17 protein-coding genes are annotated in these 19,967 nt (G+C 58.5%); 3 read left to right on the top strand and 14 right to left on the bottom strand.

What is annotated here, in order from left to right; genetic code table 11:
- Nucleotides 1–8 precede the first annotated feature (8 nt).
- The 3 genes from DDF70_RS19405 to DDF70_RS19400 all read right to left on the bottom strand — a co-directional run bounded on the left by DDF70_RS19405 (nt 9) and on the right by DDF70_RS19400 (nt 2,138).
- Nucleotides 9–662, bottom strand: a complete 654-nt coding sequence (locus tag DDF70_RS19405) for a hypothetical protein (RefSeq protein ID WP_114946493.1) — start codon at nt 660–662, stop codon at nt 9–11.
- A gap of 61 nt (nt 663–723) precedes the next feature.
- Nucleotides 724–984, bottom strand: a complete 261-nt coding sequence (locus tag DDF70_RS36685) for a hypothetical protein (protein ID WP_162820508.1) — start codon at nt 982–984, stop codon at nt 724–726.
- Between the two features lie 767 nt (nt 985–1,751).
- A complete protein-coding gene (locus DDF70_RS19400; RefSeq protein WP_114946492.1) occupies nt 1,752–2,138 on the bottom strand; it encodes a hypothetical protein in 387 nt (128 codons plus the stop codon).
- Between the two features lie 383 nt (nt 2,139–2,521).
- Between DDF70_RS19400 and DDF70_RS19395 the strand changes: the two genes are divergently transcribed.
- Nucleotides 2,522–3,520, top strand: a complete 999-nt coding sequence (locus DDF70_RS19395; RefSeq protein ID WP_114946491.1) for an IS481 family transposase — start codon at nt 2,522–2,524, stop codon at nt 3,518–3,520.
- Here the strand turns inward: DDF70_RS19395 and DDF70_RS19390 are convergent.
- The 10 genes from DDF70_RS19390 to repC all read right to left on the bottom strand — a co-directional run bounded on the left by DDF70_RS19390 (nt 3,480) and on the right by repC (nt 15,526).
- Nucleotides 3,480–4,334 (bottom strand): winged helix-turn-helix domain-containing protein, encoded by an 855-nt coding sequence (locus DDF70_RS19390; protein WP_114946490.1) that lies wholly within the window; start codon nt 4,332–4,334, stop codon nt 3,480–3,482. The two genes, DDF70_RS19395 and DDF70_RS19390, sit on opposite strands and share 41 nt — an antisense overlap.
- Nucleotides 4,335–4,361: 27 nt before the next feature.
- Nucleotides 4,362–5,633: a hypothetical protein gene (locus DDF70_RS19385; protein WP_114946489.1), complete on the bottom strand. Its 1,272-nt coding sequence runs from the start codon at nt 5,631–5,633 to the stop codon at nt 4,362–4,364.
- Between the two features lie 43 nt (nt 5,634–5,676).
- A complete protein-coding gene (locus DDF70_RS19380; RefSeq protein WP_114946488.1) occupies nt 5,677–6,996 on the bottom strand; it encodes a site-specific DNA-methyltransferase in 1,320 nt (439 codons plus the stop codon).
- 100 nt (nt 6,997–7,096) lie between these two features.
- Nucleotides 7,097–7,516 (bottom strand): single-stranded DNA-binding protein, encoded by a 420-nt coding sequence (ssb, locus tag DDF70_RS19375; protein WP_114946487.1) that lies wholly within the window; start codon nt 7,514–7,516, stop codon nt 7,097–7,099.
- Between the two features lie 94 nt (nt 7,517–7,610).
- The gene (locus DDF70_RS19370; RefSeq protein WP_114946486.1) at nt 7,611–8,585 is read right to left on the bottom strand and encodes a GcrA family cell cycle regulator; all 975 of its coding nucleotides are present in this window, start codon (nt 8,583–8,585) and stop codon (nt 7,611–7,613) included.
- A gap of 401 nt (nt 8,586–8,986) precedes the next feature.
- A complete protein-coding gene (locus DDF70_RS19365; protein WP_114946485.1) occupies nt 8,987–10,927 on the bottom strand; it encodes an AAA family ATPase in 1,941 nt (646 codons plus the stop codon).
- A 62-nt stretch (nt 10,928–10,989) separates the two neighbouring features.
- Nucleotides 10,990–12,261, bottom strand: coding sequence for a DUF192 domain-containing protein (locus DDF70_RS19360; protein WP_162820507.1), 1,272 nt, complete (start codon nt 12,259–12,261; stop codon nt 10,990–10,992).
- Nucleotides 12,262–12,355: 94 nt separating this feature from the next.
- On the bottom strand, nt 12,356–13,111 hold the full coding sequence (locus DDF70_RS19355; protein WP_114946483.1) for a tetratricopeptide repeat protein: 756 nt from the start codon (nt 13,109–13,111) through the stop codon (nt 12,356–12,358).
- Between the two features lie 13 nt (nt 13,112–13,124).
- The gene (locus DDF70_RS36680; protein WP_162820506.1) at nt 13,125–13,778 is read right to left on the bottom strand and encodes a hypothetical protein; all 654 of its coding nucleotides are present in this window, start codon (nt 13,776–13,778) and stop codon (nt 13,125–13,127) included.
- Between the two features lie 446 nt (nt 13,779–14,224).
- Nucleotides 14,225–15,526, bottom strand: coding sequence for a plasmid replication protein RepC (gene repC / locus DDF70_RS19350; protein WP_114946482.1), 1,302 nt, complete (start codon nt 15,524–15,526; stop codon nt 14,225–14,227).
- An 890-nt stretch (nt 15,527–16,416) separates the two neighbouring features.
- On the opposite strand from repC, the gene DDF70_RS19345 reads away from it, so the two are divergent.
- Nucleotides 16,417–17,187, top strand: a complete 771-nt coding sequence (locus DDF70_RS19345; RefSeq protein ID WP_162820504.1) for a hypothetical protein — start codon at nt 16,417–16,419, stop codon at nt 17,185–17,187.
- A 182-nt stretch (nt 17,188–17,369) separates the two neighbouring features.
- Nucleotides 17,370–19,142 carry an SIR2 family protein gene (locus tag DDF70_RS19340; RefSeq protein ID WP_114946480.1) on the top strand — a complete coding sequence of 591 codons (1,773 nt, stop codon included), beginning with the start codon at nt 17,370–17,372 and terminating at the stop codon, nt 19,140–19,142.
- 227 nt (nt 19,143–19,369) lie between these two features.
- On the opposite strand, the gene DDF70_RS19335 is transcribed toward DDF70_RS19340, so the two are convergent.
- Nucleotides 19,370–19,967 (bottom strand): IS6 family transposase (locus DDF70_RS19335; RefSeq protein ID WP_114946479.1); only part of this gene is annotated, 598 nt, incomplete at its 5' end.

Below are 19,967 nucleotides of genomic sequence, written 5' to 3'. Positions count from 1 at the left end.
GCTTCGCCCTATTGGATGACTTTTGTGACGTTCTGCGGAGGAAGCGTGCCTTCGAAGAATTGGGTTAGCACCTCATCCCACTTCTTCAACAGCATGGTATATTGAGGTCCAATCCCGAATCCTAGAAAAAGCTCTGGGAAGTCAATACTGGTCGTCTTGATAAACATTCCGGAGTTGGCAGCTGCCTGCGCCTTTGCCTTGATAGCTTCCCAGTCCGCCTTCATTTGGGCAGTCAAAGGATTTGTGGAGAAGGATGTCCACGAGTAGCCCTCGACCCGCCAAGTCCAGTCCCGGATGTCGTCAGCGGTCAGCTCGAACGTTGTTGGAGTCGTTCCCATCCTCAATTGAAGGATGATCGTGCGGTTTGTAACGTCTACACCGATCCGACCACCGGGAGCCTTGGTGTAATAATCGAGTTTTCGGCCCTCGAGGTGCTCTTTGAAGGGATCGTTGGCTTTTCTTTTATCACGGGCGGTGGATACCTGGATGGCAACGCCAATGCCAAGGACGATCAAAATCCCGGCCCAGCCAGCAGCCATGCCGCCGGCGACGAGCATCAGGATCCCAACTATCGGGCGCCAGTTGAAGCCACCGCCGAGTTCATTCACGTGCTTTCTGGTTTGGCCCTCTTCAGGCTTGGTACTGCCCCTCAGAATCTTCATGATTTATGCCTTTTATTGCCCGTCGTGCCGATGGGTTATCAAACCTGTTATCCCGAGAACTTTAAATTCTGGTTTTCGTAGAAGGGGATAGGTCTTCTTGCGGTAGGTCGGCCGGCTGTCGGTTGGCCTCAAGAGTAGGCCCGCCGCCGTTCCTCCTCCAAGCGATCTTCCTCACGTCGACGTTCTTCCTGAGCTCGCTCCAGTTCCTCACGCAGCCGCGCCTCTTCTTGAAGCCGGTTACTTTCCTCATTACGGAGAGTGTCTTCGTGTAGCCGCTGTTGCTCGCCTCGAAGCCGGTCGGCCTCACGCCGTTCTGAGGCAATCTGGCCGTTTAAGCCTTTCCGAATAATGTCGGCCGAACGGTCTTTAAGGCCGGGCCGACCAGAGTTTTGCGGCTTCCCAGGTTTGGTGGAGGTGGCCAAACTGTTCAAGCCTGGTACGCCGTTTCCGGATATGGCCCCACTGCCGCCACCGGAGGATAGTGTGGATCGGCTGCGTCGACGGCTACTCCGCTTTTGGGGTGCGACGGTCACCTCCTGGGTTTTCGATCGTAGCCGAAACTTGAGAAATCTCATCGAGCCGATGCCCATAATGCGGAGGCAAAGCCAGACGATGACCAGGGGAGCAGCATAGATGAGCAACAGGAGGTGTTTCATGGATTCGCAAAAGCTCTGTCGATGTCAGTACTTTTAATTCGGATCTCGGGTGATTGGTAGTGCGGAGGCGGATGAGCAAAAAAAGAAAGGCCGCTCGTTGAGCGGCCTTTCCTACGCGGGACATCGGTTGGGGGCTACGGAATGTCGCCAGCGCATCTGAGGAACTGTGGCTACGTGCGCCGTTTTACAGGAACTGTCTTCAGCCGGTCGAGAGGTGCGGCGGTCCAAACAGCGACTGCGAGACAGAGGGCGACTAGGCATAATCCAGGAAGCATCGAATCTATCCGTTCATGACCGGAAGAAGACCAGATAGCCGGATCCCGCTGCCATCGTGAGAGCTACGAGAAGTGGGAGCAGTTTGGACATCGACTGTCTAAAACCTGGGTATCTGGGGGCAAAGGGCCGAAGCAGGCAAACGATCGGTGAGTGCGGCTTAGTTGAGCTGACGCCCGGCCTCGCGTTCACGTTCAACGATCGTCTTAACGTTCCGTGCCAGGTTTTCCATCTTGTTCCTCGGAATGAACAGGCCCAGGTCCTTAGCGAACTTCGCAATTGATGAGCAAACGCGCCCCAGCCCTTCATGGGCATGGATCTTCGCATAATGGGTCGCGGCGAGTCCGAATGCTTGCTCGATCGATCTGCCTGCGTTGAGGTGCCGGATCATATCGCGGCCGAAAGGCGTCTTGGCAGCCACAGCATTCAAGGCAGAGCGATGGGCAAACTGGGCTGCCTGAAGCGTCTGCTGATTTTGCTGCAGCAGAGCGATCTGGGCGCGGGCGGCTTCCAGATCCTTCGGTTTGGTGACCATCGCGAAATCCATAATCTGCGCTCCTATTGGCGAGTTACGGATAGCACATTCCGAATTACTCTGCAATGTAAGTACGACTCGACCGCCATCCATCCCGTCTATGCTGCGATCGAAGCGGCGTCGGCGGCCGTCGGCCTCGTGGTGTTCAATCCGGTGAAGAACTGGTTTGTCTCAACTGCATAACCAGCTTCGGTGAGTGCTGTGATAAGCCGTTGAGCCTCGGCCGCCGGATCGGATACGTCTTCTTTGATCCAGGATTCCCGCAGGTGGCTATAGACGAAGCCTACTTGTTTGGTGGCGGAACGTTGTTGGGATCAGGTGCGTTGTGCAATTGAGGAGTATGCTTGGCGCTTCGATGGTCTGCGACGCCGAGCCCCTCGTCGAAGGAGGACGTGATGCACTCCCTTCATCCGCAAGCCCGCACCACCCCCGCCGTTCGCCAGGAGATCGCCCGCTCGCGCGAGCCCACCGGTGTGCTGGCCCAGCGCTTCAGCGTCAGCACCGAGACCATCCGCAAGTGGCGCAAGCGCGGGGCCAAGGACTGCCAGGACCACTCCAGCCGGCCGCACAAGCTGCCTTGGAAAGCCACGGACGAGGAGCGGGCGATCGTCTGCGCTCTGCGCCGGGCCACCGGCTTTCCGCTCGATGACCTCACCTTCGTAATCACGCACTTCCTGCCGCATCTCAACCGCGACGCGGTCTACCGCATCCTCAAGGCTGAAGGCTTAGGCCGCCTTCCGCCGGCGCAGCAGCGCAAACGCAAGATCGGCACGTTCAAAGACTATGATCTTGGCTTCGTGCACATGGACATCAAGCACCTGCCGAAGCTGAGAACCGCCAATGGCGAGAGCCGCAAGCGCTTTCTCTATGTCGCTATCGACCGCTGCTCGCGCTGGGTGCACTTGGCCGTCTACGATGACGAGCTGGCCACCAGCGCAGTCGCCTTCCTGAACGAGGCGATCCGCGCCTTCCCCTTCAAGATCACGCACGCGCTCACCGACCGCGGCTCCTGCTTTACCGCCGATGGCTTCGAGGAGGCCTGCCGGAGGCTGAAGGTGGAGCACCGCAGGACCAAGCCCTACACGCCGCAGACCAACGGCCTCGTCGAGCGCTTCAACGGGCGGGTGCAGCGCGAGGTGCTCGGCATCACGATCTACAGCCACCGGGATCTGGAAACCCTGCTCAAGGGCTTCAACCAGGCCTACAACCGAAGACGCCAGCGCGTGCTCAAGGGGCGATCCCCCGAGCAGGTCGTGCACAGCCGCTTGGTTGCCGAGCCGAAGCTGGCCAACCGGCGCTACAAGCCACCCAATTCAGACGCGTTGCCGCCAGCCCTCAGGGTCGTCGCTCGCGCTAAGGAGGTCTCGCATCCAGACAGAGTTCGGACCGTATGACGTTATTGGGCTGCCCGGGCTTCCCGAGCACCCCGCCGGGCCCGCCTTCGAAGGCGACGTTCGTCCGCTTCTGCCACAGGAGCCCTGTAAGAGTATCAAAGCCGATACTGCGGGAACGGACGAGGATGTCCGCGTGAAGAGGGAGGACGTGGTGACGGCCGTAGGCCTTCCGGGATCGGAGCACGTCACCCACGTTGCAGGCTAGGCGCCCTCCAGGCTCCAGCACCCGGTAGCACTCCTTCCAAACTTCATCGAGTTGCCGCAGGAACTCCTCGTACGAGGCAATTGCTCCAAGTTGACCGGGAGCGGTGTCGTACTCAACGAGATCGGCGTACGGAGCGCTGGTCACGATGAGGGGGATCTGTCCCTCATCGATCCAGGAGAGATCCCGGCTGTCGCCGTTGTAGAGCGTATGGACCGTAGGGATCCCGACTGCGAGATCGACGGTGGCGCAGCGCGGCTCGCTGGTCTTCGGATCAACCAGAACGATGACACGGATTGCGGCCGACGCACTCCGCATTCCAGTCTGTCCCTCGTCAGTGACCTGCCAGACTCCGGTGCCCGCTGACGAGAGATAGCCCATGGCAACTGCCTTCTGACGGGCAAAGCGCACATGCCGGTGCCATAGATTAACAAGTTGTCCGTCTCCAGTGGTGACGGTCTCCTCGATGATGTTCCTGGGAAGGCGGAACCGGGTGGCAAGAGCCATTCCCACATCTTTGGCCCGACCTCGACCGCCCATTTCCTGCAGGGCTTCGATCAGAGGGAACACGAGTTGAGCTTGGGTTGGCTTATTGGTTGAGACAGGGTGCATCTTGGATCCGCGGGGATTTAAGAAGAATCAGACCTTCTTCTCGAGGAGGGTGGCGAGCTGTGGGCTCTGACGAACGACCTCTTTCACGATCCGCCGCATGGCTTCATCGATGATCTCGTCCGATGTCGCCTTGTGGATCGCCTCCTGCCAATCGTCATTGGTGTCCGTGAAGTGATCAGGGAAGCGCTGCATCGCGGCCTTGAAGAAGCGGTTCTCGGCGTCGACCTGGCGATCTGAGCCCCAGTCCTCATCGGTCTTGCACTTGGCGTCCTCGGCCAGCATCAGGAGCGTGTTGTAGTTCGGCGCCGATCCTGCGGGCGGGGAATAATTGTCAAAGAAATCTCTGACGAGCGTCCATTCGTCAGCTGAGTAGAGGTCTTCCAAGCTCCCGTCATCGCGCTCGCGGCAGACACCGAACCGAAGGTTCTCCGGAAGCTCGCGATCTTGGGATTCGGGGTAATCCACCCACACCACGAGATCGCGCATGGTGTCGTGGAACCTCGGGCAGGCGTCGTTATGCCAGGAGTAGTCCTCGAAACCCGGCGGAAGCTCAGGGATCCAATCTGCCTTGAACTCGGGGAACTCCCGCTTCCATTGAGGCTCTTCGCCTGCCTGGGGCGGTTCAGGTGCGGCGAGGATTGCCGCGATTGCCTCAGCCTCGTCAGTCACGAAGTGGCCAGAGGAGTGGGCGGTGGTCAGGATATCGCGAAAACCGGTGATCGTAGCTTCTTGGCCGGCGGCATAGCGGGCCTTGGCGAAAACCACGAAGGTTCCGATGACGCTCAAAGCCTGACGCGGCGTGGCGCTGGAATTGAGCCACCAGTCCTCAGTTGGGTGATATGCGCCGATTTGACAGGCGGGGTCATCCGGGTTGTCCGGGAGGGACGCTCCATCCTCAGCGGTGAGCCAGAAATACCAGCCGTCCTCATAGTGCCGGGCATAGGCGAGGCATCCGCCTCCGGTATGGTCGACGTCGAGCTGATGCTGCTCGGTCAGGGCCTTCATGGGATCAGGCTGACGCTGGATCGTGTTCTCGATCGCATCCGAGAAGTGCCGAGCCGCCATCTCGCGATCTATCCTCGTCGCGGATTCCGCGGCGGTCCGAACCATCTCCATGATCTGGGGGATGCGAAGCGGCGTGACCGCGGCTCCGGCTCCTTCGTACTCCGCAGGAAAGATGTCGCGGCGGAAGGCGTGGGTCTTGGCTTCCGGGCTCTTGGCGTAATGCTCAAGGGCTTCGAGAATGGTGGCGACGTCGTTTAGGTCGAAGTCGCCGTTAAGCGGAAACTTGGGAAACATGGGCTGCCTTTCTGAGGACAAGCGAAAAGGGGTGGAGGCCGCGTCAGGCGGCCGGCACTGTCAGCCCCTCGGGCAAAGGATGGCGCCGGAAGTCAGGTCGCTGATCGAAGCGGAGCGCGGAGGCACCGAGATAGGCCAACGATGGCTCAGAAGCGATGAAACGCCGGCCGAGATCGAGGGCGACTTTGCCTGTCGTGTTTGATCCGGCCATGGGGTCATAGACGATCTGTCCTGGTTCGGTGGTGAGCAGGATCACACGCTTCGGAATCGCCTCGGGGAACCGTGCCGGATGTGGTGGGTATCCAGCTTCCCGGCACCGACGGCTGTATTGATCGTTGCCTGGTGCGCCAGCGGCGACGATCAGATTGCCGGGGAGTGGCCCGTCACCGGTAGGAGCAAAGGCCCCCTCGTTGATGTTGTAGCCACAAGGCCGCTTGCTTGAGGGCCGCTTCTGGGCCCGGTTCCAAGCTGCGATCGTCGAGGCTGCATAGGGTTCGCTCGGCAATCGGCGGGTGTCCCAATTTGGATTGGCGCTCGGACTGAAGAACAGGAGGTGCTCAAGAGTGTTGCGCGGGCGCAGCCGCGTCTTCGAGGCCCACTGGATGTTGCCCATCTTGGTCGGGCTGTGCCAAACGCTTCGTCCAGAAAGATGGAGGCCGAGTTCGTCGATGCAGCTGAGGGTGAGCCGCTCGATGTATGGCGAGAGGTTGGGCGTCCCGCTAACGAACGTATCCATAAGATTCAGGCAGATCGTACCCGTTGGGGTCACCAGGGTCTTCCAAGCGGCGATGAGCCGTCGAATCCAGGAGAGCCAATCGGGAACGGAAAAGCGCCCATACTCACGTGAGACGGTCGGATACGGGGGGCTTGTGAAGATGAGGTCCAGCGAGCCAGGTTCGATTGCTCGAGTTGCATCCTCAGCATGGGCCCAGAGCGCAACCCCGTCGTCGAGCGAGTAGATCAAGACGGCAACGCCGCGGCGAACCTTCTTCAATTTGGCATAGCCGGGATCGGCGAGTTCCCATATGCCTCGGTCGCCTTTGTGAATCAGGCCAGACATCACGGCGTTCTGGCGAGCCCATCGAACAGCTTGCGGAAAGACCGAATAGGTCTGCCCATCTCCGCAGGTGCGCTTTTGGGAACGTAAATCGTCAGGGACATCAAGCCGATCAGCAAGCCTCTCATAGAGATCACTAGGCTTCGCGCGTCCGCCGTGAGCCTCCAGTTCTTCGAGTAATGGCAACTGCAACAGTCCCTGAAGCGAGGGCCGTGCGGTGAAGGTGCGGGCGCGTTCCTCGGTTCGGATGCCCTTTTCGACGCGTCGGGCGCGGGCTCGCGCCGCCGATGCTTCAGATGATTTCATGTCAGGTACTCAGTTTGCTCAAACAGATCCCGACATGAAAAAAGCCGGACGGGTCACGTCCGGCTCAGTGGGTCTCTGCTGGTTGAGGGGAGGCAGAGTTCTAGTCCTTCCAGGGATCGTCCTCGTTCCCGCCGAAACCGTCGGTGCTGCCGCCGTTGTCCGAGCCGTTGCCATTGCCGGCCGGGATCAGGATGAGGTCGCCGCCGAAGCGCTGGAGAACGAGATCGGTGACCTGGCGCTCAACCTGATCCTTATCGGTGAAGGTGCGGTACTGGATTTTCAGTCCCTTCAGAAGGATCGGGGCGCCCTTCTTCACGTACTTCTCGACGGTTTCGACCAGGTTCGGATTGTAAATGACGACGTTGTGCCACTCGGTCTTGGACTTCTTTTCACCGTTCTGCGTCCACGTCTCGTTCGTGGCAATGCGCAGGTTGGCGACCTTCTCGCCGTTGCCCAGCGTGCGGATCTCGGGATCTCGGCCAACATTGCCGAGGAGTTGGGCTTCATTGATCGACTTCATCGGAGGATCTTTCCTAGGTTTCGACCTTTGGGTCGGAGTGGAGGACTTCTGGGGATTGCTTAAGGCGTTGACCAACTTTCGTTGGCTTGGGGTTTCAGCGGTAAATGATCCCGTTTCTCATCGAGAATGCGGACATCTTGCGCTTGGCCGGCTTGTTTGAAGCGGCGATTTTCTCTGGCTTCTCGTAAGCGAGGGACGCACAGTGAGCGCAATATGGCTTGCCGTTCATTGCAGGCTCGCTGCAGTAGAGCATGGAGACCCCCGTTCCACTGACGGGGTAACGGCAATGCCGGTCGCGCAGATCGAAGATTGTCAGACAGTTTGAGAGGTCACGCTCGGGCTTGGCCTCCGCGACGACTGGGGCGGTGTCCGGCACGACGGGAGCCACGTCCGGAACAAGTACTGGTTCGGGGGTGACGATCACGGTAGCCGGGACATTGATGATCTCGGCTACGGGGAATGCGGCAGGCACTGTCTCAGCAAGGACAGGCTGGATCACCTCGGCGGCCTCAGCAGCGGGCTTCGCCTGCTCGGTACGCTTCTTATAGCGACGGATGAAATCTGCGCCGCCAGTGTTCAGCTTGGTGTCGGTCGTGGCGGCGGCCTCGAAAAGAGGCAGGGCGAGAAGGGCTTTGTCGAGCGGCTTTCGGGGGTTTGCCTTGCGGACAACCCGTGTTCCTTGAGCGGAGCGGGGTTCGCGGGCGTCTGGCAGTGCCAGTATGACCTGTACGTCCGACTGGCCACGTTTCAGGATGCGCTTCCCGATGACGCGCTCCTTGGGAACGTGATTGCGGGACGGACGCTTCTGGCCCACCGGCCAGCCACGGCGCCAGCATATACCGAGGATCTGAGAGCGGGTGACGGGAACCTCGGGCGTCGAGATTTCGGCCGCAATGGCTTCGGCTGTAAGTTTGCGGGCGACGAGTTGTTTTATTCTCTCAACAGTTTCGTCATTCCAAATGCCGTTGACTTTGATCTGATTGGCTGGAGCGGCGGATGATTGAGAGGCGATGACCGCGGAGAAGCCGCTGGTCCTGTGAAGAGCCGTTTGTTGCAACGTTTTCATCATATCGACCTTGGTTACGCAAACGTCCGCTTTCGCATTCCGTCGCGAATAGACGGGCGTCTGTGTCGTTCATCGATGATCATGAACTGCGCGCGGGGCGAGGCCTGATCCTGGTGAAGCCTGCGAGCTTGTTGTTTTCTAGTCTCACAGGAGAAGCTCAGCCTTTGACTCCCATTCCGTCATAGAATGGTCAGCTTGCCAAAACCGCCGGATCATCTAGCGGCCTGCCGTAGCTCCAATGTGGCCGAATTATGCCGTCAGGGCCTCGAACCGTCAAGGCAGAAACGAATTAGTAAGAGGTGGCCCGAATTATAAAGCGCACCCTAGACGGCGTGATTCGATCTGATCCGCGCGGGTGTGCCAGCCATGTGGCGCACCCGCTTAGCGAGAAAACATGTGGCACTTCAATGATGTACGAAGCCCATCCGAAGGCCCTTCACTTTCTTGTGGGAAAGCTCCTCCTGCAAAGCTGCGACAAACCAGCCCGTGTCCTCTTTAATTCGGAGGACCGAAGCCTTCTGCAAGACCACGTCAAAGTCACCTGGCGTGAGGTTTGTAAGTTGCAGGATGTCCGACGGAGCCGGCATGTTGAAGAAACGGGTGAAGGCCTTCGCCGCAAGTTCCGGGGGGAGGGCCTCGAATTCGAGCTTGAACACAAAGCGGCGCAGGATGGCTGGGTCTATGTCCCGTTTGTGGTTCGTCGAGCAGAAGACCGGAAGATCGTGGCTGTCCAGATGGGTCAGGAACGCGTTGGTTAGCGTCTTCTGGTAGTCGTGCATGGCCGCTTCCCGATCAGAGAACATCGTTTCAACTTCGTCCATGATGATCGCGAAATTGTGCTTTCGGGCGTCGGCGAACATTTTGTCGACTGCCTTCTCAGACTCTGACAGCCAGCGGCTCGTTAAATCCGAATACCGATAGACCTTTGACTGGTAGCCCATCTGGTGGGCGACATAGCGGCCAAAGGCGCTCTTGCCCGTGCCGGCCACGCCGTCAATGAGGACCGGCATGCGCCCACGTGGCGCTGTGGTCATCTTTTCAATCAGGTCCGGCAAGTTCTGCTTACAGACATACAAAGACAAATCGAGGTCGGCGATGGCGATCGCGGGTGTCACCGAGGCCGAGGATCGAGCGATGACCTCTAGAGCGGATTGAGCTGATCCGGTCATGACCGTTGAATAGACGGCCTGGCGCCGCTGGGCTGGTGTGAGCTCAAGCCTTGCGATGGCGGCGATATCGGTGGGCGGCATTTCCGGCCCGGGGAGCGTCTGGGCCACGGCTTTAATTTCAGCGATGCGCTCCTCGTACGAGGGCTGGGGCGGCTGATAGGCGAGGGTGAGCCGATTGGCGATTGTCCCGATCAGGGGGATCTGAGACCGGGCGGGACCAATGATGGGTGTCTTGCCGTGGGTGATGATCGATCCAAGCATTAGGTGCGCCAAGTTCGGCCCGATGTCGTAGCCCTTGATGACTTCGGGATCATCGGGGCTGACCATAGGCTCGTTCGAAGGGGATGCCTCGAAGAGCGCCGGGAAGGTCGGGACGAGGATAGCGGCAGTGTGATCTGCATAGACTGCAGCGAGAACGGCGATGTCCATGATGACGTCGCGGGTCTCCCGAAAGTGGCGTTGGATCGTCAGCGGGAGGACCCCGTGAGACGTTAGGACTTGCTCGATCCGCGCCGCCGCGTAGTCGAGATCCTCGCCTGGGTGGTACGTGGAAACGAAGCCAGGGACGGACGATGGGGCGAGCCGTCGAATGGCATAATATCGGATGAGGGCGGATGCCAATTTGTCCTGCGTGGCCAAAACAGGATCGGGGTGAGGCGCGGTGGCGTTCTCGAGCGCGATCGATAGCGAATGGAGGTTATGCTGAAGACTGATCGCTCCTTCCTCAATTGCGAGGATCTTCAGCATGGCACATGGCAGGGACGCGAGTTCCCCAGCCAGAACGGTGGCATCGGTTGCCCAGTTGGCGGCATCGATGGAATTCTGAAGAAACGCGAGAGCCGAAATAAGAATGCCCTGAGCATCCCGACCGTCAGCGGGCGCAGGGCGGAACAATGAAGCGTTGCGGTCTTCCGTGGTGAATGCGGAGAGTACCTCGGCGAATGCCGGATAGCGACGGTCCATCAAGATCGTTAAAACCGGCCACTGCAGAGACGGCTTTCCATCGCTCACAATAAGAGAAAGCCGCTCGATCGCTTTCAGATCGGCGGCAAAGAGGTGATCGGTTAAAACTCGGCTCGACCATTCTCGGTGAAGTGCAACGGCTTTTCTCTTATGCGCCGCCTGCTTCGGCAAAATACGAGATAACATTGCGAGAAGATAAAGAGCAAAATTCATAGTGACCCTTGGCCTGTGGCGGGCTTCTTTTGGGGATTGAAAGGGGTAGGCTGCGGATTAGGTCAGCGTCGACCTAAATCCGCCTGAGCCTGGGTCTGAGGTTTTACAGGAATGCGAACAGGCGAGTTGTTCACCTTTGCATCCTGGGCGAAATACTCTGGTGGGATGCCATTCTCAAAAATCGCGATCCGGCAGTCCGGGGTAAGCGCGAGACGTTCGATCTCATTGCCGCGAAGAGCGATGATACCGTCGGCCTTCGCCACCTGAACAGGAAGTTGCTGGCGAGGCTGAACATTCTTGAGCATGCCGGCGATGTTGCCGTTTCGACGGAATGAGATGAGATCCACGGCGAAGTTGAGATCCCGTGTCATGAAGTCGAACGTCGTCTCAGCACTCAGGATCGTGGCAAATCCCGTTGACGGAGCCATAGAGGCGCGATGCGAAAGCCCAACAGCGGCCCGGACCGGTGAGCTGGCGAACTCTACGGCGACAGGGTGCATGGCAGTCGGGCAGACGAAAGCGGCAGCCCGGATAACGTTGTTCGTGAAGCATCCATCCATAGACGGCTGCTGCGCACACATCGAAGTGTCCTTGGCAGGCTCGGCAGACGGTCCGGATGTCAGGGCAACCCGCGAGATCAGGTCATTCTGGGCGCGCGTCACGATCTTCTTGGCGGTTGGGATAGCCTCGAGGACCTTCGTTGGGCTTCCAGCGGTGAGAACAAGGGCCGCGGCCGCCGCCATAGTTCCGAGAATGATAACAGGGCCACGACGCTTCTTTGGCGGCTGGTTCTTGTTCATGAGGCGTTGGCGAAGTGCCTCTTCCTCATTCACCGAGATTCCTGTGCCCCAGTCATGTTCATACGAGACCTCCACCTCGGAGGCCGCGGTGCGGCTCCACGGCCAACGGCGCGCTTTACGGGCCGGTGGAGCATTATATGGGCCCGGTAGGGTGTTCCCTACGACTGGCGCAAGGGCAGGAGCGGCCTCGGGAACGGCATCGGGGAGAGGCCCAAAGGTTTCCAGGTAGGGATCGCGGACGTCGATCACAGGGTTATCCGGATCGGCGGGTCCTGCCGGACCAGATTCGGGAGATGCCTCACCCGCGCCCAGGGCGGCATCGGCGACGGCCTCAGCCACGTCACCGGCGCTGTCATCCGATGCAAGTGCCTCGACCTTCTCTCCAGCCTCGCCCAACGGCTTGCCAGTAAAGCCTCCGGCGAGGACCACGAAATCGTTTGAAAGGATATCGTCCGTCTCCGCCTCTGGGGCTGGATCTTCGTGTGTCGGTTGGAGTTGGCCGCCGACCAGCAGAATGAAGGAGTCGTCGACCATATCGGATCCGGGTGGGCTCGTCGGCTGTGCCTGGCCGGCATCCTTCGATGCGGCGTCAGACTTCGATGACCAAAAGCGTGTCAGGTTCATGATTTTATGCCCGCTTTGCAGCCTTGCCCTCAGAACGGGCATTCGGGGAACCCAGGCTCTTGAGATAGACGATATGCGCATCGATCTCAGCGGCCGCGATATCCGACTTCAGGAGGTCCCGCGCCTCGGCTTCTTTGCCAGTCATCACCAGGACGACAGCGAGGTTCTGGCGGACCTTCTGGTCAGCACCTGGAGCAACGGAGGCCTTGCGGAGGTACTGCTCCGCAGAGGCCATGTCGCCGGTCACAGCATAGGAGAGACCCATGTTGGTCAGGACCATCGGATCCTCGGGCTGGATCTTGAGCGCAGCGGTATAGAGGGAGCGAGCGCGATTGTGGTCCCCGGACTGATCTGCGATCACGCCCTGAGCCGAGAGAACCCGCCAATCAGGGTTATCCGGGGTATGAGCTCGGTCCAGAACATTCGAGGCGAGCTGAGTCTTGCCAACGGCAATCAGGGACTTGCCGTAGGCCGCGATCACCCCCTTGTCGTTCGGGAACCGGAGGGCCGTCTGCTGCAGGACGGCAGCCGCTTCCTCATTGCGATCGAGGGAGTTGAGAACCTTGGCATAGGCCAGAGCAGCCTCGGGGTTGTCCGGCTGGGAACGATAGGCCTCTCCCAGGCGCTCAGCTTCAGAGCGGATCTGGCTCTGGGAAGGCTGGCCCGAAAGACCAAGGCTTCCGGTGGTTGTCGTGCATGCGGAGGCCAAAAGTCCAGCGGCCGAAATCAGCGCAGCACGGAGGATGAGGCTGTGTCTCATATCAATTTCCCGGTTAAAACGACGATTCGTGTTTTTCTATTTCGGCCCTTTTCGCATTTTCAGGTGCGAAGTGAAACGGGTTCAAAGCGTTGCGCACGCTAATTCGAAGCCTCAATGCGCGGCAAAGCGAACTGATCGGGCAAGAAGTGGAAGTCCCCCGAACGTTGAGGGTGGAATCGGGGTCACACTCGGACGCTAAAAGTTCAACCAGACCATCGATTTGCCCGAGCCTAATCGGAGACGGGAGCATCAGGAGGGATGAGCCGGTTAAGCATGTTTGATGAAACTCGACCGGGGTTGTTGTGATGAGCGCCTCAGGATGGTCCTGGCTCAGTCCGACAGCAGTCCGCTGAGCGGCCGCTCCATCAAGCGAAGCAAAGAGCGGAACAGCACCCGCTGCGTTTTGAACGGAGACGAGATAAGTGAGCATGATTCGAGAATGTCCTGGTGGTGTTTCTTCTTGTCGAACGGATAAATCATTGGCTCGGAAGGCCGACTGACCTAGCCCCAGCGCATCTTGAGAAAAAATTTTCTGGCAGGTTGTTCGTTGTTGAATGCCGCTGATGACTTTTATTATCGGGTAGACGTTCGATGAACTTGCATGGCCAAGCGATAATGGCCGACGTTTTGATCGCGCGATTACATCGCCACAGCTCTGGCATTTCAAAGCGCATCTTCTGCATTTTATTTCGGAGCGAGCCGCGCGCCGAGTGCTAAAGACCTGAAGTCTGGCACCCGAGTTGTCGCAAAGCCGGCGCGCAAGTCGAGCAACGTTTCCTTCTACTTTTGGCTCGATGTTTGGATAGTATGCACGAAAGCAATTCTGTTCGTTTTAAGACTGATCCCGACAGGGGATTAGATATTGTCCCGTCGTGAGCAATAAATTGTGAACCTAAACATGTGATCCCAGAAGTCTTTGTGACGCTTCGGTACCATCAAGCCACTTTCATTCTCTTGCCCTGAGTTCTGCCGGCACTTGATAGACGTTGCGCTCATCCATTCGCGGTGGCATGTTCATGGGGAACCCGGCGATGTCGCCTCTTCCTGGTGAGCCAACATTGCCGAAGCGGGTCTACGCCCGTCTGACCGGGCGGAACTGACAGCCGTTGATTTTTATCCGGCATGTCGTTCCGCCTCTTTTTTACTGAAGAGCGGGAACGTGACAGATGGGCTTGGCGCGTGCGTCCGGCTTGCGGCCATTTTCGCGATAATCTCCTCCATGCTTGTCTGGTGCGACCCTGTCTTGGTTACAATCCTGTTCAGATAACCGCCTGGGCTCGAGATGCGCCCGTCCTCGTGCCCCTGCAGGATGACCAGAAGGCTCAAGGACGCCTCAAGCGATCCGAGCGATCGCTGCGCTTCGTCCCATAACTTCCCGGAGATCCCGAGGAGGCCTCTGAGTTGGTGAATGCTTGATGCCAGCTTCTGAACAGATGAGAAGGCGTCGGGATAATACTGGGACAGGGCAGGGCAGGCTCGTTGCACCTGATCCAGGTCTAAAGATGCGCCTTTGGTACGCTCTTGCTGGATCTCTGACCTTGGAGCGCATGGCGCGGCATTGATGCCAGATACGTCTCCGGCAGCCCTTTGAATCAAAGAGTCATCTTTTTTATGAATCAGATTAGGATTCTGGGTGAATCGTTTGTCGCCTGCGGGCGAAGAATCTTCGACCAATTCCGTGGTGTCGAGGCGGTGGTTCCACGCGGATTGAGCCGACACCTCGAGGGTGATGAGGGACGACAGAAGCGTGTGAAGCTCAGCAAGGGTGGCCTTCACGGTTCGGGTCGGGCGGCTTAGCGCCATGCCGTAATGGTCGCCAAGTCGAGCGAAGGTAGCAGAGAGCTCGGCCCAAGGACCGGCGATTTGGCTGTCTTGGCCGCCAGCGATCAGGCGGATGACCTTGATCCGGGTTTCCGAAATGAGTTGAGCAAGCTTCTTCCGCTCCGTGACCTCCGCCTGGTGGATTTCAGCGAGTTCAAGAAATTGCTCCCGCCGGATCATAAGCGGAGCGAGGTTAATGCCGCAGGCCTGAACGATGCGATTGTTAACGCGTGTACCGAAGCGTTTGCGGGTTGCGCTGTCGCTGTGGGTGATCAAACCTAATTGGACCAGGCGCCGGAGGTGAACCTGAATGCTGCGCACATCGACGCCGACGCGATCAGCGAGGGCGGCGTTGGAGGGCCATACCACCGGGCCGATCTTACGATCCTCCCAGTCGATCGGATGTGAGAGGTCACAAAGGACGCTGAGGAGCCGCCACGTGGTGGGGCGGAGCTTAAGAGCCGGAGCCGCCTTCTTCAGGGCGTAGAGCACTGCCGACTTGGTCGTCGGCTTTTCGTTAACGAGTTTTTCTTTCACGGCCCGTTCGACTCGGGCGTGCGCAGCCGACATCGGCCGCAATCCTTGCGGATTCATGGTCTTGACCCCGGTTGTTTTTGGACAAGCGAGACCGATCGCCGAAAGAGCGTTTCCAGTTGACAGGGATGTCGGGGGGGTCTAAGAACATTGACGCCAATCACGTTCTTAGTCCGGTCCCGTTGGTTTTAGTCCTTTCGATACCGGCCTCTTCAAAACCCCTGCCGCGCCAACGGCGGGGTTTTTGATTCTTAGGCCTTCTTCAAGCCGTTCATGTCCTTGTGTGTTTGATCGATCCGAGAAAATGCCGCCAAGCATTTCGGGCCGACTTTTAAATGTGAATACTGACCCGGGACTCTTGCTCCAGGCGCGCCAACGCCTAAATTCCGAATCTGATGGGCCAAGTGGATTCACACCGGCAAGGTGGTTTGAGTCAAGAGCAATCGAATTAAAACGCAGATTGACCGAATTAGAGTTAAAACGCCCCGCCCTGATTCGCGTGCTTCCCGATTTAGATCGATAGGAATTTTGATTGCGATTCCGGGTAGTTGACAGCCTCCTACCTTGCAAATTCCGAATTCTTGTGCTTCGTAAAACCGTTCTCAAATCAAAATTCGTTTTTCGAAGCGGGAACAATGGTGAACGAGAAAGCGTCAAGCCTGCGAAGACCTGGATATGCCGGGGAGAGCGCAACTTTAGATCGCTCACAGGTTCGCTAGGACCGGGGTTGTTAACCCAGCCCGGGCCGGCGGCACTTCAGGGTCTGGGTTTGGTATTTGGGGGAACGGATGAGCCGTAAGGCGTTTTCGGAAGACGATTTTTCTGGAAGCAACACGCTCCAGAATGTGAGTGCGAACCTTCAGACCATCAAAAGGATGATGGGATGGGGGACAACGGAGATGTCCCGGCAGATTGGGATTAGCGATCGGCATCTGGATAGCTTGCTTCGGATGACCTCGAATGTGACCGTTCTGGTCCTCGAACAGATCGCTGCAGGCCTGGGAATTCCCTTCCAGCGGCTGACGGGTACCCAGATCGTCGTTCGCGAGCATGTATTTGGCTCGGATTTCCTTGCGGAACTCCAGAAGGAGCCGTGGCACATCAGCAGCGAGGACTTCGCGTCTGCGTCGGCACGCCCAACTCGGGAAGTGGCTAGCCGCAAACCGAAGAAAGAGGCCAAGGCACCGGAAGCGCCTGCAGTTCCGGCCGGGATGGAAGGCATCTTCCAGCGCCTTGTCGACGTGCAAGAGCGCCTGACGAAAGATCAGAGCCGGCTCGACTCTAAGTTCGACAAGCTGGCTGATCAGGTTCAGGACCTGGCGAGCGCCGTGCGAGGCAAGTCGTCGGCAGACGCGAGCGCCGCGGATGAGGCGACCGGGTCTCGGCGTGGAGCCAAGGGATCCCGGAAAGGAGCGGCCGCCACGAAAGAGGCGCCGGCCAAGACAGGGAAGGGCCGTCGTGGTGCGGCAGCCCGGAGCAGCACGGACGAGTCGATCTCAAAGCCATCAGACGGTAAGAGGCATTCGGACCCAGATGGCGACCTGTTCGATCGGGCTGCGCCTGAGGCGCCCAAGCGCCGCAGCCGTCGGTCTGCCGAGGAAGGCGCAAGCCGGACAACCCGAGAGGCTGCTCTGAAGTCTCGGGGGCATGAAAGCGTAAAGAAAGCGAGCCCTGCCAAAGAGCCGGGACGCACGAAACGGCCGTACGATCGGAAGAAATAAAGAGACTTCTTGATGCTATTCACCCTACATTTCCGAACATAGTTTGAGGGCTATTACCCTCTAAACTCCTAAAAGCCCCTCACTCAGGGGCTTTTTTCTTTGGAGATCTAAAGGATCGCCCTGATCCTACCTGATCCGGCATCCCGTACGCCGCTAGATATCTTATATCTAAAGGACCACCTATGGCAGACAAACTGGACGAACTGAACGCGCTTGCCTTCTCGATCTACGAAAACAGAGGAGTCTATGCTCTCCTGGTCGGCAGTGGTGTCTCGCGAGCAGCGCAAATCCCAACAGGGTGGGAGATCATCCTTGATCTGACGAAGCGAATTGCAGCTTTGGAGCAGGCCGACGAGCAAGACGATTGGGCGGAATGGTACCAGGGGCGGTTTGGCAAGGAGCCGAACTATTCGGACCTGCTCGACACCCTGTCGCACTCGCAGGATGAGCGCCGAGCGATCCTGCACCGATACATTGAGCCAACAGAAGAGGACCTTGAGGAGGGCCGGAAGCTCCCGACGAAGGCTCATCGCGCCATAGCGCGCCTTGTCCGGGATGGCTTCATCCGGGTCATCATCACCACGAACTTCGACCGGCTTCTTGAAAACGCCCTTCGCGAAGAGGGAGTGGAGCCGACAGTCATCAAATCTGATGACGACCTGAAGGGTGCCGTGCCTCTCATCCATAGCCGCTGCTTTGTGATCAAGATTCATGGCGATTACCTCGACACCCGCATTCGCAATACGGAGGCGGAACTCACAGGCTACTCTGAGGCTATGAACTCCTTGCTCGACAGGATCCTGGACGAACACGGTCTTATTGTCTGCGGATGGTCCGCGGATTGGGACCATGCCCTTCGCGCTGTGATCACGCGGGCTCCCAACCGCCGGTACCCTCTGTTTTGGGCAAGCCGTGGCGAGCCCTCCGCGACGGCTCTTGACGTCATCAATCAGCGGGCCGGGACGGTTATACCGATCAGTGACGCGGATGGCTTCTTCGAGAAGATCCAGCGCAAGGTTGAGATCCAGGCAGCCCTCCAGCGGCCGAACCCGGCGAGCATGGATTTGCTTGTCGCTAGTGCCAAGAAGTATCTCAGCAAGCCGGAATTTAGGATTCAGCTCCACGACCTAGTGATGGATGAGGTGCGCCGGCTGAAACGGCATATGGCGGACCCTAAGCTCGGCACAGACGGTGGCTGGTCCCCGGAAGAGTTCAAGTCGCGTGTTGCCCTTTATGAAAGCCGGGCCGAGCCCCTGATCAGACTCTTTGCTGTACTCGGGCGGTGGGGCGATGGAAGCGAACTGGGGTTGGTGACGGAGATCCTCCAGGAATTTGGGGCTCGCCGTGTCCTTGGCGGGCTCACGACCTGGATCTACCTGAGGCAGTACCCCGCCGTTCTTCTCTTATACGCCTATGGTATCGGAGCCTTGCGCGCGGGGCGTCTGAAAGCACTGTTCCAGTTACTAACGGCAAGGATCCAAACAGAAAGCCGGAATGTGCAGTCACCTGCAGTTCAAGAACTCTTCCTCTGGGCATGGGAGGGGGGCGACAAGGACATCTGGAATCGCGTCTACGGGACCAATAAAAAGACCCCATTGAGTGACCACCTTCATGAGGTCTTTGGGCGGTTTGTAGATGATTACTTCCTCTCCCAGGATGAGTTCACTCGTGGATTCGAATGCTTTGAGGTGTTAGCCACAGTAGCTCACGCCTCAACTGGCACAACAGTAGAGAAACTTAAGCAGGAACTCACAGACCCATCAGGGCGTGGCTTAGTGGGAACCCCAGTAGGGCGAACTGGCTGGCACACCCAAGTTCAAGAGCGCCTCCTAACGGAGCTCTCCAAGGTCGAGGTGCGTGATCAACTTGCTAAGGCGGGCTTTGGCAATGGGAGTACGGAGTTTTTGGACTTGGCTTTCCAGAGCCTGCGCAGGCGTTTTGAACGCATGACATGATAGATGTTCATAGGAGCGGAACGCCGTAGTCGGCGAATGATCCGTCTAGCGTCTAGCCCTCGGCGGCGCCATCCTGGCTCGCTCTAGGTCAAAGAAATGGGGGCGTGGATATCTCCACGCCCCCATATTAAATATTCCTTGTGATGTATGTAAGCATCGCAAGGCTGCGGCGCTGGCACTGTTGCAGCAACTTGAAAGGGCATAACGAACGCCGTCGGGCGGGTCATTCAGGCTGCTAGACCGAAGAGCTGATTAATGAGACGGACTTCGCCTGTCGCCTGACGTTTTCGCTGGACGCAGTGACCGCGGCGGATCATGCGCATGACTTCGAAACCTCCGATGGTGGCGGAGGCTGTCTTCATCGTCTGGAAGCCACGCGTCGGCCGGATCATCCGCTTGAGCGCGCCATGATCCGCCTCGAGGATGTTGTTGAGGTATTTCGAGGTGCGATGTTCGACATCCTGCGGCAGCAGCCCTTCGTCCTGCAGGCGTCGGATGGCCTTCGGATAGGATGCCAGTTTGTCGGTCGTGATCGAGGACGGCGGATAATCGCTCATCGCCTTAAGGGCTTTGCGCAGGAAGCGATAAGCGGCTCCAGTATCACGCCGGCCGGACAGCATGGAGGCAATCAGACGACCGTGCTTGTCGACCGCTCGGAACAAGTACCGCCAGTGCCCACCCACTCGGACATAGGTCTCGTCCACTCGCCACGAACCTGAGCGAGGCCCGTGGTTTGGTCGCATCCGCTTCTCAATCTCCGGGGCATAGCGTTGGACCCAACGAAAGATCGTGCTTGGATTAACGCTGACACCGCGCTCGGACATC

Source organism: Microvirga calopogonii (assembly GCF_003347665.1).
Taxonomy (GTDB): Bacteria; Pseudomonadota; Alphaproteobacteria; order Rhizobiales; family Beijerinckiaceae; genus Microvirga; species Microvirga calopogonii.
Note: the sequence above shows the minus strand (reverse complement) of the source record. Positions and strands in the feature narration are given on the sequence as shown.